The sequence below is a fragment of the Brevundimonas diminuta genome (assembly GCF_039673845.1).
In the GTDB taxonomy this organism is placed as follows: domain Bacteria; phylum Pseudomonadota; class Alphaproteobacteria; order Caulobacterales; family Caulobacteraceae; genus Brevundimonas; species Brevundimonas diminuta_E.
Map to the genome: position 1 here is coordinate 58439 of NZ_JBDJMK010000010.1, position 16521 is coordinate 74959.

Below are 16521 nucleotides of genomic sequence, written 5' to 3' on the forward strand. Positions count from 1 at the left end.
TCAATACGACGCCCTGAGCGTGACCAGCACATTGCGCGGCTCGCCGTACCAGTTGTTCCAGCTGGTGCCGCCCAGGGTCGTGAAATAGGTCTTGTCGAACAGGTTGTTGACGTTCAGCGACAGTTCCGTGCGCGGGCTGAGGCGATAGGCGGCGCGCGCATTGACGACGGCATAGGCGCCCTGCTCCATCACCACGGCGCCAGCCACGGCCTGAGCCTTGCTCTGGGCGATGACGCCGCCGCCCAGCGACAGACGGCCGTCCATCAGACCGGAATAGTGGGTCCACAGCTTAAGCTGATGGCGCGGGGTGAAACGCGAGAAGGGCTGGCCTTCATTGCCGCTGGGCGTTCCGGCGGCCGTGCGGTCGCGTTTGTATTCCGTCTCGACGTAGGTGTAGCCCGCCTGCACCGTCCAGTCGGGTCGGATCCGCCCGGTCAGTTCAGCATCCAGCCCCAGACTTTCGACCTCGCCCTCGGCCACATAGGCGCACGTCATGCCGGGCGCGCACGGATGGTCCGGGTCCAGCTGGGCGCGGTTTTCCTGCAGGATGCGGAAGGCCGCCAGCGAACCGTTCAGCCGCCCGCCGAACCATTCGCCCTTGACCCCGGCCTCGATGTTCGAGCCCGTCATCGGGTCGATGACCTTGCCGTCCCATGTCAGGCTGTTCTGCGGCGTGAAGATCGAGGTGTAGCTGGCATAGAGGGAAATGGCGTCATCCAGCGCCCAGACCAGACCGGCATAGGGGGTGAATTCGCCGTCGATCTTGTAACCGCCCGTCGGCGTCAGCGGACCGCCGATGGTCGCGCGCCGGTCGGTCGTGGTTTCCCACCAGCTGAGCCGTCCGCCCAGCACAAGCGTCAGCGGATCGGTCAGGTGCAGCCGCGCGACGCCATAGCCGCCGTATTGCTCGGTGGTGGTCGTCTGCTCGCCCGCATAGGTCTTGCCGGTCGGGCGCGGCGCGGCGGCCGGATCCCAGGTGAAGACATCGACCGGCCCCATCAGCCCCGCCAGATTATAGGCCGTCTGATGCGTCTTGCCGTCCCAGTAGTTGGCGCCCACCACGATCTCGTGCCGCCGCCCGAAGGCGCCGACCGTGCCCGACAGATAGGCGTCCAGATCGGTCTCTTCATTGGTGAAGTCATAGGCGCCGCCGTACAGGACCGGCCCCTTGCCCGTCGCCCGGTTCACCGCGCCGAAGGCGCTGGCGTAGGTCAGGTCGCTGTCGCCGTCGATGCGGCTGATCGAGATCTTGCCCTCCCAGTCGCCCGCAAAGCTGTGGCGCAGTTCAAGGAAGGACTGGGTGTTGTTCCAGTTGCGCCGATCCCATCCCGCGCCCGGATAGAAACGTCGCGGCAGGTCGATGACGCCCCCGTCGCTGTATCGCGGCACGCCCATATAGGCGCCGTCGTCCTGAACGTCCTGCCACTTGACGGTCGCGGCCAGAACGGTGCGCGGCGTCACATTCCATTCGGCCGTGCCGTAGATCAGCCCCTTCTGCCGATGCGCCGTGTCATAGAAGAAGTCGCGATCCTCATAGACCGCCACCAGCCGCCCACGCAGGTCGCCGTCCGCCGCCAGCGGGCCGCCCACATCGCCCTCGATGCGCCAGTTGTTCCAGCGCCCGCCGCTGACCGCGCCCTGGGCGGCGAAGTCGCGCCCCGGCCGCTTGCGCACCAGATTGATCGTGCCTGACGGATTGCCTGAACCCTGCAACAGGCCGCTGGCGCCGCGCAGCAGTTCAACCCGCTGATAGATGGCCATGTCCTCGGTATTGACCGCCTCGTTCCAGCCCGAGGTCGGAATGCCGTCGAAATTCAGGGTGTCGATCGAAAAGCCCCGCGCATAATAGGCGGTGCGCAGCCGCGTGCCCGGCTGAACCGTCACGCCGGGGGCGTTGCTCATCACATCGTCCAGCGAGACCAGCGCCTGCTGTTCGATCCGCTCGCGGTCGATGATGCTGATGGTCTGCGGAATCTCGCTCAGCTTCAGCGGCATCTTCAAGGCCGCGCCTGCGGCCGGCGCCAGAGCCGCCGTGACCACGACATCCGCAACGCTCGCGGGGCTTTCCGCGTCCTGCGCCGAACGGGCCATATTAGACTGGGCCATCGCCCCCGTAGCCAGACCCACGCCCGCGCCCAAGGCGATCACCGACGCGGCGGCGCGCAGCCGCCGTGGGCAGGAAGAAGTCTGAAGGCAGAAGGTCATGGCGACGGCTCGATATGCGAGTGATTATCAGTCGTCGCCTAATAGGGATGCGCCGCCGCGATGTCTTTCAGATCGGGGGACTATGTTTTCAGATCGCGGAACGGTTTCGCACGGCGCTGGGCAGAACGCCGAAACGGCGCAGGAAGGCCGCTGAAAAATGCGGCAGGGCATAGCCGGCGTTTTCCGCCGCCTGGGTCACATCGCAGGCGCCGCTGGACAGACTGCGCCAGGCCTCGACCATCCGCCGCTCGCGCAGATATTCTGCGACGCTCATGCCATAAAGGGCGCGGAAACCCGCCGTCAGCTTGCGCACGTTCAGCCCGGCGCCGCGCGCCAGTTCCGGCAGCGAAGGCGCCTGCCCCGGCGCCGCATCCAGCATTTCGCGCGCCATGACCACCCGACGCAGTTCCGCTGCGCCCAGCGCGGTCGTCGTCGTCCTCGCCTCTCCGCGCACGAAATGGTTCAGGGCCATGGCGGTCAATTCCAGCCCCTTACCGCCCAGATAAAGACTGCGCGCCGCGCCCCGCATCGGGCAACTCAGGATCTGCTCGCCGATGGCGGCGATCGAAGCCGGAGGCCTGCTGATGAAGGCCGACACCGGCCCGTCGCCACTCGCCACCGCCAGAGCCGCATCCGGGGCCAAGGCCTCCTGCTCCAGCAGTTCCGACCCCAGGTTCAGGGTCACATAGCGCAAGGTGCGCCCGGCGGCGTATTCATGATCCAGCCGCCACGGCGCCCGCCCGACAAACAGACACAGCGCGGCGCCGTTCAGACGGGCCGGCGCCCCGTCATGCGCCCGCACCATCAGATCGCCATCCAGCACCAGAGCAAGCTTCAGCCCCGCATCCAGCGTCTCGGCGTCATGCGCGACCCGCGCGAAATCCGCCTGTCCGCCATTGATGTCGAACGAGCCCAGCGGCCGCGCTGACCACCGCCTCGTCGCCTCAACCTGCTGTCCCGGATTAACGCCCATGCTCCAAGGGTAGCACACCTAGATGCGAACGACACGCAACACGACGACAGGCAGAGCTTTGAGTGACCGTTAGGTTTTGCTCGCATATATTATCAATTATGCTCCACCGGATCAGTGTAGGATATTATCCTTAGAGATTTTGGGAGATCCTCCGCCAAAACGCGCACGGAAATCGTCCAGCGAAACGGTGAACTCATCGCGTTTCAGGAAGTCTTCGTCGCTCAGATGCGGCTGCTCATTGGCCTTGTACCAGCTTGCATAGTTCGGCTCGTCCGAGGCGTAGCGGTGATAGAAGGTTGAATACGTCCGGACGCGGATGCGGGGCGTGTCGCCGCCCATGTCGAACTGCATCAGACGCATCCAGCCGTCGCCCAGGGCCGGAGCCTTGGCCGCATCGACGCCCGCGTCGATCGCCGCCTGATTGCGGTCCTGATAGTCGGACAGAATCTGATGGACGGCGCCGCCCTCGCGATTGACGTCCACGCGATAGGACTGGCCGTTGTGATGGCCGCTCAGGACCATGAAAATCTGCGGGTTTCTGAAGACCAGCTTGTCCCAGACGGCCTGCGGATTGTTGTCATAGGGGTCAACCACCGCCTGATTGACGACAGGGTGCGGCAGGCGCTCGCCGTGTTTGTCCAGAAAGTCGTGGGTGGTGATGATGGTCGGCAGGCCGGGATGGGCGTGGATGATCGTCTCCGCCCACTTCAGGCTGCTGTCCGAAGGCGCGAACTGCAGGCCGATGTGAAGGAAGCGATAGCCGCCCGCTTCGAAAATCTGGGCGCTGTCGGCGCCTTGCTCGTGTGCGCCGACATACCAGGGCCGGTCCTTAAAGAAGAAGGAGTCCGAACCGAAAGCGCGCGTCCATTCCTTCAGCCCGCCGACGTGGATCATGCCCAGACGACGCAGGTCGCCCTGAGGCGCGGTCAGGTCCTGAGGCCATGACGCCTCCCACCACTGGGCGTCATAGTCGTGATTGCCGGAAACGACCGAGAAGGGCAGGACGCCGTCCAGCAGGCGATAGGCGTCGACAGCCGCCGGAATCTCGACCTCGCGCACGCCCTGCGCATAGCGGTCCAGACTCACCCCCGGCGGCGCGGGGCGCGGGCTGAAGCCGCGCGCGGCGTGTGAAGGATCAATGGCCAGGGTGGGATGCTGCCAGACATCGCCGACGCCCGTGGCGAACACGATATCGCCGCCGCGCGAAGCGGCGTTGTCGGCGATGAAGCGCATCTGCTGCGTCATCATCTCACGCGCATCAAAGGCGAACCCCTCGGCGCGCTGATGGGTGAAGTCGACGTAGTTCTGGGTGTCGGGGATGACCGCTATCGTGAACTGCTGCTCTTGCGACTGCGCCAGCGCGGGCGGGGTCGTGAGCATCAGGGCGGCGATCAGGGCGCCCGTCATGTTGCGGATCATCGACATATCGACCTCAAGACAAAGGCGAAAGGGCTCCGATCATGCGACCGGAGCCCTGATGCAGGATCAGTAGGCGTAGTTCAGACGCACGCCCCAGGTGCGGGGTGCGTTGGGCGAGCCGGTGCGCGCCGAGATGAAGGCGTTGCGCGACTCTTCCGAATAGGAATTCGTCAGATTGTTCACATAGACGCCGAAGGCATAGCGGGCGTCCAGCGGACGGAAGGTCAGGTTGGCGTTCACCAGCCAGTAGTCGTCGATGACCGAGTTGGACGAGGTGCTGAACTTCTCGTCGCGATAGGCATAGTTGGTTTCAGCCTGAACGCCCCAGTTGGCGATCTGCCAGTCATAGGCGATGGACCCTTTGTAATCCCACTTGGGGAAGGGCAGCCGTTCGCCGGAACGGTCGCTGTAGATGATGGTGTTGTATTCGCCGGTCACCGGGTCCTTGGCCGCCTCGGTCGCGGTCGCGTCGACGAAGAAGAACTCGTCATACTCGCCGTACTTATAGGCCACGGCCTGGGTGATGGTCAGATTGGGGGTCGGACGCCAGCGCAGCTCCAGTTCCGCGCCCTGGATGTGCGATTTGGGGATGTTGATCATGCGTCCGACGCGGCCCGTCTGGGTGTAGAGCACGCCCTGAAGCTGTTGGTCGCGATAGTCGTAATAGAAGGCCGCTGCGTTCAGCTGCAGCTTGTGGTTGAAAAAGCTGGACTTCAGCCCGGCCTCATAGGCGATCAGCTCTTCGAACTTGAAGGGGTCCAGCTGTTCGGGCAGGCCGCTGTTATAGGTGGTGAAGCCGCCGGACTTCACCCCGCGCGAAACATTGGCGTAGGTCAGGATGTCGTCGCTGAAGGTGTATTCGACGCCCAGTTTTCCGGTCCACTCGCCCATGCTCTGGGACTTGTCCGCCGTGGCGCGAACCGCCGCCGTCGGGGCCAGGGTCTCGGTCTTGAAGTTGTTGAGCTCGCGCGACTCGTCTTCGTACCGCAGGCCGCCGACCAGGGTCAGACGATCGGTCAGCTGATAGTCCAGATTGGCGAAGACGCCCGTGGTTTCCACCTTCTGACCATAGGTGGTGCTCATCCAGAAGCCCAGGTTCTTGGCCTCGGAGAAGTCGGAATAGAAGCCCCCGTCGATGCTTTCATTGGCGTGATACACGCCGACCAGCCACTGGGTCCGGCCGCCCGGCTGTGAGGCCAGCCGCACTTCCTGCGACGTGGTTTTGATGTCGTTGAAGAAGAAGGTGCCCGCTTCGTTCGATGCTGTGGCGTCCCAGTCGTTGAACTCGTTCCGGTCGAAGACTTCATGGCCGACGACGGCGGTCAGATTGGCCCAGCCCAGATCGTGGTTCACGCGCAGGCTGACGCCCTTGCCCTCATTGTCGCGGAAGGGTTTGGCGTTCGGCGAAACGCCGATCAACTGGGCGAAGTAAGGCGAAATTCCCCAGCCCGTGATGCGATGAGACGTGTCGACGGGATAGACCTTGCCGCCGCCCGAGGTGAAGGGCGTCACGATCAAGCGCAAGCCCCGTCCGTCGGATTCATCGCGGCTGTAGTGCAGGTTCAGGTCGACATCGGTCCGGTCGCTCGGGCGCCAGTTGACGCGCAGGCGCGCCGCCTTGGTGTCCTTGTCGCCCAGGCTTTCGCCGGTGTCGCGGTGATACTGCCAGGCGCCGCCGGACTCTGCGGCCAGCGACAGACGCGCCGTCAGGTTTTCCGCCAGCGGACCGGAAAGATAGCCTTCCAGCTTGGCCGCATCATAGCTGCCGTAGCTGGCCGAGAAGCCGGCCTGCACCGTATCGGTCGGCGCATTGGTGATGACGCTGACCGCGCCGCCCGTCGTGTTGCGCCCATATAGGGTGCCTTGCGGGCCGCGCAGCACCTCGATGCGGGCGATGTCGTACAGCAGGCCCTGCGTCATGACGCCATAAGGATAGGCCACCTCATCGACATAGATGCCGACTGTCGAGGTGTTGTTGGCCGCATAGTCGGTCAGGCCGACGCCGCGGATGCGGAACTGGGGCTGGCCGCCGCCCAGCTGACTGTCGACCTCCAGACTGGGGACGGTGTTCTCCAGATCGTTGACGTTCTGGATGTTGCGATTGTCCAGATCCTGACCGGAGATGACGGTCAGCGCCAGGCCGACCTTCTGCGAAGATTCCTCGCGGCGCTGGGCCGTGACGATGACATCGTCGACCGAGGCGGTCTGTTCCGAAGCGGATTGCGCAGCGGCAGGAAGCGCCGTTGCAAAGGCAAGCACGGCGAGCGATGCGCCGATGAGTAGACGTGGCATGAACCCATTCCCTGAACAGCCGCGCAGTCGTCCCCCGACGCGCGCCGAAGCGTTGAAACCGTGGCCGAGAGGCGTCCGGCTGACGGTCGGCAACCGTCCTGATCCCCCAACGGAAATCAGAATGAGCCTCCGCTCAGGAAAAACACCTGTTCGACTAGGATTTGGACGTAACGGTCGCGCGTTATGCTTTGATGACGCTTATTTTAAGTGTTTTCGTCAAGCGTTCCGAAATCACCTAAAACGTGTGTTCGGCTTGTTTTAATCGCGCCTGCTTTGATCGCGCCTATTCTGATCGCGCCTATTTTGATCGCGTATGAACCAACGCCCTGGCGGCGTCCTGCAACTGTTCGGCGCTGTACGGTTGCTGCGTCGCGCTGACGATCAACGCCTGCCCCTTGATCCAGATGGCGAACCGCGATGCGGCCAGACGGGTCAGATCAAAGCAGTCGGGCCAGACATCGGCGCGGTTGGTATAGGTGCCGCCGCCTTCAGGGCCGCGCAGGATCATCGCCAACTCCTGAAAGGCGGGCTCCAGCCTGGCCTTCAGGCAGATCTGGGCGATCAACCGGGCGTATTTCACATAGAAGCCGTCCACGGGCGCCAGCGTCGGGGCGATCAGCGCCGCCCAGCCGCCCGCATCGACCGGCGCTCCGGCGCGGCCCAGACGGCGATGATCCAGATAGGGCGGCATCTCGCGGAAGACGCTGTGCCATATGGCGTCCACTAGGAACTGGCTCATATCCCCCCAATGATGGGCGATGGTGGATGTCGAGGTTCCGGCCTTCAGACTGACGGAGCGGTTCGTCACTCCGCTGACCCCCTGCCCCAGCATCTGGTCGGCGGCGATGTTCAACAGCCGCAGCTTCATGGAGTCCGGTTCCAGCCCTTCGGCCGGTTCATGAGGGATGATCAGCCGGTGGGTGAACCAGTCCGTCGCAACGGCAGGCGCGTCGGGACGGCCCAGCGCTCGATCGACCATTGCCCCAACAGTCTCGACCAGAATGGCGCCGTAATCGCTCCGATCAGACAGGGCGACGGCATAATACTGCTCCATAAGCAGGAAGCCGCACAGAAAAGGGGCGAAGTCGCCGGATACGCCGTCACGGCCCACAAAGCGTTCCAGAAACTCCCGCCAGGCCTGCACCCGGACCTGATCCCAGCGCCGGATGAAATCGCGGCAAGTCTCTGACGGATCATGCGCCAGGATCAGCGCCTCGATCACGCGCGCGCCGTGCGACTGCAACGAGCTTCTGACCTTCAGATAGGACAGGACCACACCGATCAGCGCGTCACGCCCCGGCGGCAGATGATCCAGACGGGCGAAGAAATCGCGATGAAACGCCTCGTCCTGCTCCAGCGCGACCTCGCTGACGGCATCGATCAATCCGGCCTTCGAGCCGAACAGATTGACGATGACGGTCGTGCTCTTGCCGATGGACTGCGCCAGATCACGCAACGTCAGCCCATCCAGACCGGCGCGAGCGATAATTTCGAGCGCGGCATCGAGGATCCGCTCAGTCTCGACGAAGCGGCTTTGCGGCTCTTGAAGGATCATCCGCGATGTCTGGCGCGCAACAACCATCCTGTACAGAGCGAAACGAATGTACGCCCCACAGAACGCAGGGGCCCTGTCTCACTTCGTAACAATGACGTCCACAACATTCATCTGCGTTGCATCAACGACCCCTGCCCCGCTCTGGTAGCGTCTTTGTCGCTACCACATCGCCAATGCCACGCCCTGTCATCGAGCTGAAGCAAAATTGGTCTAGTCCAGATTCGTCGTTAAGGCGTGAAGGGCGTGACCGTGCAGTCGCTATCTCAAAGTTGAAGGATACGGGCCCCGTCGGGTTTTCAGTCTTTGCCGGTCTGGCTGGCTTCTGCGCCTATTTTTCGATGTACGCCTTCCGCAAGCCGTTCTCTGCAGCGACTTTCGAGGAGATCGAAGGCTGGGCCTTCGTGCTGGACTACAAGGTCGCCCTCGTGATCGCCCAGGTCATCGGTTACGCCCTGTCCAAATGGATCGGCGTCAAGGTGATCGCCGAGGCGGACGGTCAGGGACGCGGCCGCGCCATCCTGATGTTGATCGGCGCCTCGTGGCTGGCGCTGGTGGCGTTCGCCCTGATTCCGGCGCCGTGGAATGTGGCGGCCCTGTTCTTCAACGGCCTGCCGCTGGGCCTGATCTGGGGGCTGGTGTTCGCCTATATGGAAGGACGGCGGGTCTCCGACGTGTTGGGCGCCGTGCTGTGCGCCAGTTTCATCCTGTCGTCGGGCGTGGTGAAGGCGGTCGGCAAGCTGCTGCTTCAGGCGGGCGTCAGCGATCTGTGGATGCCGGCGGCGGCGGGCGCGGTCTTCATGCCCTTGTTGCTGATCTCGGTCTGGGGACTGTCGCAACTGCCGGACCCCAACGCGGACGACGAGCGCGAGCGGGTGCGTCGCGCCCCGATGAAGAAGGATGAGCGGCGACGCTTTCTGGCCGATTACGGCCTGGGCTTGGCGGCCTTGATCGCCGCCTATGTGTTGTTCACCGCCTTTCGGGATTTCCGCGACAACTTCTCGGCCGAGGTCTGGAAAGCTGTCGGGTACGGCGATGCGGCAGGCGTCTTCGCCGCCAGCGAACTGCCGGTGGCGGTCATCGTCCTGATTGTTCTGGGCAGCCTGATCCTGATCCGCGACAACCGGCGCGCGCTGATGGTCATGCATGGGGCGGTGATCGCGGGCGCCGCCCTGATCGGCCTGTCGACCCTGGCCTTTCAGGCGGAGTTGGTGTCGGCGCTGACATGGATGATCCTGAGCGGCGCGGGCCTCTACATGGCCTACACCCCCTTCAACGCCATGCTGTTCGACCGGATGCTGGCGGCGACGCGCAGGGTCGGGACGGCGGGCTTCCTGATCTATGTGGCCGATGCGTCAGGCTATATCGGCAGCGTCGTCCTGTTGCTCTATCGCAGCTTCGCGGCGCCGCAGCTGGATTGGCTGCAGTTCTTCATCGGCGCGGCATATGCCTCAGCAGCGGCCAGTCTGGTTCTGACCCTGGCGTCGGCGCTCTATTTCGGCCGGAAGCTGGGACGAAAGCATCAGGTCCAGATGGCGCAGGCCGCACCGGACGCGGCGGCCTCCTGACCACCTGCTTCAGGGCGTGACATCCAGATCGACCTTCACGCGCAGCGCGTCGTGACGCCAGTATTCGTGGTCGTATTCGACGATGCGGCCGGATGCGTCGAAGCTGGCGCGGATGACCAGAAGGCCCGGCGTGCCTGATTTTACGCCCAGAGCCTCGGCTTCTTCCTGAATCAGGGCGCAGGGCTGCATCTCGACCCGGTTGCGCGTCACCGCCAGCCGATAACGGCTCTTGAGGATCTGCGTCAGCGAGCCGTCCAGATCGTGCGCCAGCAGATCCGGCGCCCGTTCCGCCTCGACATAGATGCGCTCGACCAGCACAGGACGCCCGTCGATCAGACGCCGCCGCCGTATCAGATGCACTGGCGCGCCCAGCGGCAGGCCCATGACTTTGGCGACCCCGTCCTGAGCCTCGACCGAGGCGGTCGACAGGGTCTCGGTCGCGGGCTGGCGGCCCTGTTCGGCGACATAGGTCATGAAGCCCGCCCAACGGGTCGGATCATAGGTCACCGGCTCGGGTGAAACATACCAGCCGCTGCGGTCGCGCCGGAAGATCATCCCCTCGGACTCCAACTGGAACAGGGCTTCGCGGATCGTGCCGCGCGCCACGCCCAGCCCATCCTGAAGCTGGCGTTCCGACGGCAGCTTGGCGCCCGGCTTCAGCGCGCCGCTGTGGATCTGGCGGGCGATATGGTCGCGGGCCACCAGATAGCGGCCCCGGTCGCCCGCAGGCGTTTCGGTCGGTGCGTTCCACCAGGCAGGCGCAGGGGCGGCGGACATAAAGGCTCGTCGGCTGAGAAGTCGTTGACGCCTTATCGCGTCTTCGCGCCCCGGCGTCGATCCTTTGCGCCGCCCGTAACGAAAACGGCGGCGACCCTTTCGGATCGCCGCCGCCAGAGCATCGGACTGTTGATCGCCTCAGTAGCTGTAGCTCATGCGGAACAGGAAGGTCCGGCCCGGCTCCATGTAGTCCTTCATGTAGCTGGGGCTTTCGCCCTTGGTCGTATAGTAGCGGTGGCCGTCGAGAATGTTCTGGACGTCGAAATCGACCGCCAGTTGTTCGTTGACGTGATAGCGCGAGTGGAAGTCCAGCGTCTTGGTCGGCTGCACCCATTTGTCGACGGCGTTATCGCGCAGATCCTCGATATACTCGCCCTGATAGTTGTAGGACAGGCGCGCCTCAAAACCATACTTCTGATAGGTTAGTGAAGCGTTGTACATCAGGTCCGGCGCGCCGACGAAGGAGATCGGGCGCCCCTTGCGATATTCCAGGCCCGTCTCGCCCTCGCTGGTCTGCAACGTCAGGTTGCCCTCGAAACCAAAGCCATCCAGCGGCGCGGCCAGACCGTCGAAGCTCTTGATGAAGTTGAACTCGACCCCGGCGATTTCGGCGGTGTCGCCGTTCTTGGGTTGGGTGATTTCGATGAAGCCCTCGGTCGTGGTGGCGTCGACCTGGCTGCCGTTGGTGAAGATGAAATTGTCGATCTTCTTGTAGAAGACGCCCGCCGACAGGACGCTGCTGCGGTCGGGATAGAACTCGGCCGACAGGTCCAGATTCAGGGCTTCGGCAGGCTTCAGGTCCGGGTTTCCGCGGCTGATCGCGATGATCTCATTCGTCAGCGGATTGCGCGTCACGGACTGGCCGCCGGAAATGTGGCCGTACTCGGGGCGCGAGAAGCTGGTCCACAGGGCCGCGCGATAGACCCACTGCCCGTTCGGGCGCCAGGTCGCCGTAACACTGGGCAGGAAGACGCCATAGTCGGCATCGCTGGCATCGAAACCACTGGCCGCACCGTCGTCCGACCAGAATGTGTTCTTGACGCTGCTCTGCTCATAACGACCACCCGCGATCACCTGCAGATCGCCCCAGCGCATCTGGGCCAGGGCATAGGCGGCATAGATGGATTCCTGCCCCTGCTTGTCGTCCTGGTTCAGGCGCTCGTGAGACATGGAGGCAGGACTGGCCGCCTCGGCCGCGCGTATGGCGGCGATCACCCGCTCGCGGTTGAAGATGGCGCCGTAGTAGTAGCGCCCGCCCAGAATGCGATCGACCTCACGGTCGATCAGGCCTGACGCCGCCAGGGATTGGCCGTCCAGCGTCGTGCCGGCGAAATCTCCGTCCCAGATCGGCGTGCTGTCGTATTCACGCTCGGACTTCAGATATTTGGCGCCGAAGCGAACCTGTTCCAGCGGACCGCGATCGACCTGGTAACGGGCGTCGATCTTGAAGGCGAGACGCTCGTCCTTCTGGCGCGAACGGCTGTGGCTGGCGCCGTTCAGGGGCAGCAGCGACGGGTCGCGCTCTACATGGGCGGCGAAGGCCGGCAGTTGCGGCATGGGGAAGCGGCCATCGTAGGATGACCACAGGATGCCTGTCCCGTTCAGCGGCCAGGCGCAGGCGTCGCAGTTGTAGCCGACAGAGTAGTTGTCGGGGTTCTCGCGCTCACCAAAGCTGTAGCTCAGATCATAGCTCAACTCGAGCGCGTTCAGACGGCTGACGCCGCCCAGATTGACGGTCGCAAGGGTCTGGTTCTCGTCGGAAATGTCCATGTTGCGCGAGAACTGGAACGCCTGCGGATCCCACACGCCCGAGCGACCATGCAGGGACCAGTAGGACTTGCGGTTCCGGTCGGCGTCAGTGATGCGACCGTCGCCATCGGCGTCGACGATCTGACCCGTCGTGTAGCCATAGATCGCGCCCAGCGTCGGATCCTGACCGATGATCATCTTCTCCGGCACCGACAGGGTTCGATCCTCGTCGTTCACCTGCGTCAAGCGCATGGTCGGGCGGCTGCGATAATCGGTCCAGTCATTGGTCGAGACGCGCTCGAAACGGTTATACTGGCCGCGCAGATAGAGGTCATGATCGGCGCCGCGATAGTCGAACGAGACGTTGCCCCCATAACGTTCCTGCTCATTACGGCGGTAATCGAGATTGACGCCCGGCAGATACATAGAACGCTCGTCGATCGTCTCCTCGGCGTTCTTGCGCCAGATGTAGGGCTCCCACTCGCCGTTGTTCTCGGTTTCCTCGGTGACGCCGTTGGAGCGGCCATAGTTGACCGAGGCGAAGACGCCGAAGCGCTCGTCCTTCAGACGACGACCGAAATCGGCCTGCAGCAGATAGTTGTCAGAGGACTCGCCCTGATCCTTGGCGCGGTCATTAAAGCCATAGCTGGCGAACACCCGCGCGACCGGGGCGTTGAAGTCGAAGGCGTTAGGCGTGCGGAAATCGATCGAGCCGCCGATGGCGTCGCCGTCCATGTCGGGCGTCAGCGTCTTGGACACCGAGATCGCCTGCAAGCCGTTGGGCGGCAACACCGTCATCGACATCTTGCGGCTGTCGGTGTCGGTCAGGGCCACGCGCACGCCGTTGATCGAATAGGCGTTGAAGGTGCCGGCGAAGCCCCGAACCGTGACGTACTCGCCCTCGCCTGTCGTCTGGTTAACGATGACGTTGACCCCGGGCAGGCGGGCTAGGGCGTCGGCGACGTTGGCGTCGGGCAGCTTGCCCATGTCGTCGGCCGACAGGACGTTGACCACGCCGTCGGCGCGACGCTGGGCCGAGATGGCGTTGGCCGTGCCCAGGCGCTGGCCCGTCACCACGACCTCGCCGACCATCGTCGGCTGAGCCTGATCCGCCTCGGAAGAGGCAGCAATGGCGGCGCCCGAAACGGCCCAGATCAGCGCCAGGGCGCTGACGCCCGCGATGCGGTTCGCCGTGCGCGGTGCGACGGCGGCGAAATGAAGCGACATTGGTGATCCCCACCCAGAGTCAGAAATTTTGTCCGGGGGGTTGGCGCTTCTCGGCCATCCCCCGTCCGCATCGGCGGACGAGGGCGAGGTAGCCTTAAGCCAAACTGGTGTAAACCAGTTGGCTTAATCTACACAAAACATTCACGGTCCGAATATTTACATATATAAGTCTTGTTATCCGACTTCGGATGGAAGAAAAAGTCTACTTCATTACGGATTCAATGATGTTTATATAATGCGTGACATCAGGCGTCTCGACGCCAGGCTGCTTTCCCAGATCATCATAGCGGCGCAGGCGAAGCGCCTCCTTGAAAAAGGGATGCGCCTCAAAAGCCGCGCACTCCGCCCCATCGAACGGACCGCCCTGAAGGCTCAGGCTTAAGGCCGAGGCGCCGCTCAGGCCTTCAAGATAGCCCGGCTCGACGGCGCATAGATAGCGTTTGGCGGCGACATGCAAGGCGATCGGAGCCGTCACCGACTCAGGAAACCATTGGGATAAAAACGCTTCTCCCAGTTTTTCATGAGCGGCGTCATAGCCCTGTTCCTCGGCCGCATCGCCCGCGCCTTCAAGGAATTGTCCCACGTCATGCAGCAGGGCCGCCGCGATCATGGCCGGGGTGTCTCCAGCGTCTTCCGCCAGCTTGGCGCATTGCAGCATATGCTCGCGCTGATTGACGTGCTCGCCGTAACGGCTCTCGCCATGGCGGTCGAAGAGGTCGGTAATCTGCTTCACAGGCGTAGCCCTCGCCGTCGACCCGAGGTCGCAAACGGCTGATCAGTTGTTGTGGAGTGTTTCAACATTCACCGGTCATCAAACAGTCATGGCGAACCCCTATTGGTCTAGACCACAAGATCGCTTCCAGCAAGACCACGGACAGATTGTCATGAACCGCCCCCTTATCGCCGCCCTACTGGCCTCGGCCTGTCTGATTCCAACCGGAGTGCAGGCGATCGAGACCCAGGCATGGGATTTCACCCCACGCTATGACCTGCCGCGCAAGGCGGGCCCCAAAACTGCTGAACAGCCCGTCCCCCTGGCGACGATAGCGCCCGCGCCTGCGCCCATGCGCTTCAACGGCATGACCTCGACGGACAGCCGAAGCCTGCAGCCAGCCTTTGATTCCTCCCGCGATTTCACCATCGAACTGTGGATGCTGGACCATGTGAACAACCCGGTCGGCGCCGTCGTGACGCCCGCCGGGAGCGCGCCGTGGCTGCTGGCCTACAGCGACGGCCACGCCGCGTTCGGCCCGGCCGGCGCCGCCATGACTGAGACTCCGAATTACAAAGGCGAGTGGCGCCATGTCGTCGGCGTGCGGCAGGGCGATTCATGGCGGCTCTACGCCAACGGCGCTCTTGTCGGTTCAGCATCTATGAAGACGGGCCGCTCATCTCCCTCAGCGCTGGAGCTAAGCGGTTTCTTCGGCGCAGAACCCTATATGACCCTGCCGGATCTGGTGCGCGGCGCCGCCGTTCATGACCGCGCCCTCACCCCCGCCGAGATCGAAGCCGCCTTCACAGCCCGCACCGTTCTGGTTGATGAGGGACGTCTGAACGCCGACACCCTGCACTTCACCCAGCCCCCCTATCTGAACGCACCGACGACACAGGACATACAACTGTCCTGGGAGACCGACCGTCCGGCCCGCTTCACAGTCGCCTGGGGCGAGACGGAAGCCCAGATGCGCCGCATCGACGCGCCCACATCCGACGGGCGGCTGGGCGGCGCGACTCTGGATGGGCTGAAGGCCGATACGCCCTACGTCTATCGCGTCACAGCAACGACAGAGGATGGGCGAACGCTGGATTCGGGCCTGCTGTCATTCCGCTCAGCCCCCCTGCCCGGCGCGCCATTCGTAATCGCCGTATCGGCCGACACGGAGGCCCGTCCTTTCATCAATAACCGCATGAGCCAGTTGATCTGGGAAGAACGGCCGAACTTGTTGCTGCTGGCCGGGGACCTGACCGACGAAGGCTCGATCGAGCGCCGCTATCAATGGACGCATGAGTACTTCCTGGGCATGGGCGGTCTGTTCGGACGCGTGCCCGTCATCGTCGCCCCCGGCAATGGCGAGGCCGAACAGCACTGGTTCCGCCACTACCACCGCCAACCCGGCGAAGAAGGCTATTTCAGCCACCGCTATGGCGACGTCGAGTTCTTCATTCTGGACAGCAACCTTGAGGATCGGGAGCGTCGCAGCCCTGGCTTCCGCGCCCGCCAGACCGCCTGGCTGGATCAGGCTCTCGCCCGCTCGACGGCGCGCTGGAAGATCGCCATGCACCACCACGACCTCTTCACCAGCGATGACGACGACTATGGCGACAGCTGGTCCGACCGCTCGAGCAATGGCGACGAAGTCATGCGTCGCGAGTTCGCCTCGATCTATGAGCGCAACGGCGTCGATCTGGTCATCTACGGCCACCTGCACGCCTATGAGCGGACCTGGCCGATGACTCAGGGCGCAGTCGATCCGGTCAACGGCGTCACCTATCTTCAGGTCGGCGGCATGGGCGGCAACCCCGAAGACTTCGCCCCGAACAAGGCCGCCTTCAGCGCCAAGACGGCGCGCACTCACCACTATGTCATGCTGAGAGGCGCCGGCGACCGGATCGACATAGAGATGATCGACATTGATGGACGCTGTCGCGATCGCTTCACCTTAGAAAAATAACACTGATGCAGGATCAATGAGCCGTTTACAGCAAGAATCAACTCAACATAGGCCCTCCTGAAGCACTTAGCATTCAAGACATGCCGC

10 protein-coding genes are annotated in these 16521 nt (G+C 63.6%); 2 read left to right on the forward strand and 8 right to left on the reverse strand.

Annotation, left to right across the window (positions count from 1 at the left end; genetic code table 11):
- The 5 genes from ABE454_RS12245 to ABE454_RS12265 all read right to left on the reverse strand — a co-directional run bounded on the left by ABE454_RS12245 (position 1) and on the right by ABE454_RS12265 (position 8444).
- Complete coding sequence (locus tag ABE454_RS12245) at positions 1-2205, reverse strand: TonB-dependent siderophore receptor (RefSeq protein WP_346532036.1); 2205 nt, start codon at positions 2203-2205, stop codon at positions 1-3.
- Positions 2206-2293: 88 nt separating this feature from the next.
- Positions 2294-3178, reverse strand: coding sequence for a helix-turn-helix transcriptional regulator (locus tag ABE454_RS12250; protein ID WP_346532037.1), 885 nt, complete (start codon positions 3176-3178; stop codon positions 2294-2296).
- Between the two features lie 111 nt (positions 3179-3289).
- On the reverse strand, positions 3290-4603 hold the full coding sequence (locus ABE454_RS12255; RefSeq protein WP_346532039.1) for a serine/threonine protein phosphatase: 1314 nt from the start codon (positions 4601-4603) through the stop codon (positions 3290-3292).
- Positions 4604-4663: 60 nt separating this feature from the next.
- Entirely contained in the window at positions 4664-6889 is a 2226-nt protein-coding gene (locus ABE454_RS12260; protein ID WP_346532041.1) for a TonB-dependent receptor, read from the reverse strand.
- A gap of 298 nt (positions 6890-7187) precedes the next feature.
- Positions 7188-8444 carry a TetR/AcrR family transcriptional regulator gene (locus tag ABE454_RS12265; protein WP_346532043.1) on the reverse strand — a complete coding sequence of 419 codons (1257 nt, stop codon included), beginning with the start codon at positions 8442-8444 and terminating at the stop codon, positions 7188-7190.
- Between the two features lie 269 nt (positions 8445-8713).
- On the opposite strand from ABE454_RS12265, the gene ABE454_RS12270 reads away from it, so the two are divergent.
- Positions 8714-10009, forward strand: coding sequence for a DUF5690 family protein (locus ABE454_RS12270; RefSeq protein WP_346532045.1), 1296 nt, complete (start codon positions 8714-8716; stop codon positions 10007-10009).
- 9 nt (positions 10010-10018) lie between these two features.
- Here the strand turns inward: ABE454_RS12270 and ABE454_RS12275 are convergent, their stop codons facing one another.
- The 3 genes from ABE454_RS12275 to ABE454_RS12285 form a co-directional block, all read right to left on the reverse strand.
- Complete coding sequence (locus tag ABE454_RS12275) at positions 10019-10786, reverse strand: UTRA domain-containing protein (protein WP_346532047.1); 768 nt, start codon at positions 10784-10786, stop codon at positions 10019-10021.
- Between the two features lie 138 nt (positions 10787-10924).
- Positions 10925-13762, reverse strand: a complete 2838-nt coding sequence (locus ABE454_RS12280) for a TonB-dependent receptor (protein ID WP_346532048.1) — start codon at positions 13760-13762, stop codon at positions 10925-10927.
- A gap of 202 nt (positions 13763-13964) precedes the next feature.
- Positions 13965-14495: a phosphonate degradation HD-domain oxygenase gene (locus ABE454_RS12285; protein WP_346532050.1), complete on the reverse strand. Its 531-nt coding sequence runs from the start codon at positions 14493-14495 to the stop codon at positions 13965-13967.
- A gap of 151 nt (positions 14496-14646) precedes the next feature.
- Between ABE454_RS12285 and ABE454_RS12290 the strand changes: the two genes are divergently transcribed.
- Positions 14647-16434 carry a metallophosphoesterase gene (locus ABE454_RS12290; protein ID WP_346532052.1) on the forward strand — a complete coding sequence of 596 codons (1788 nt, stop codon included), beginning with the start codon at positions 14647-14649 and terminating at the stop codon, positions 16432-16434.
- Positions 16435-16521: the final 87 nt, after the last annotated feature.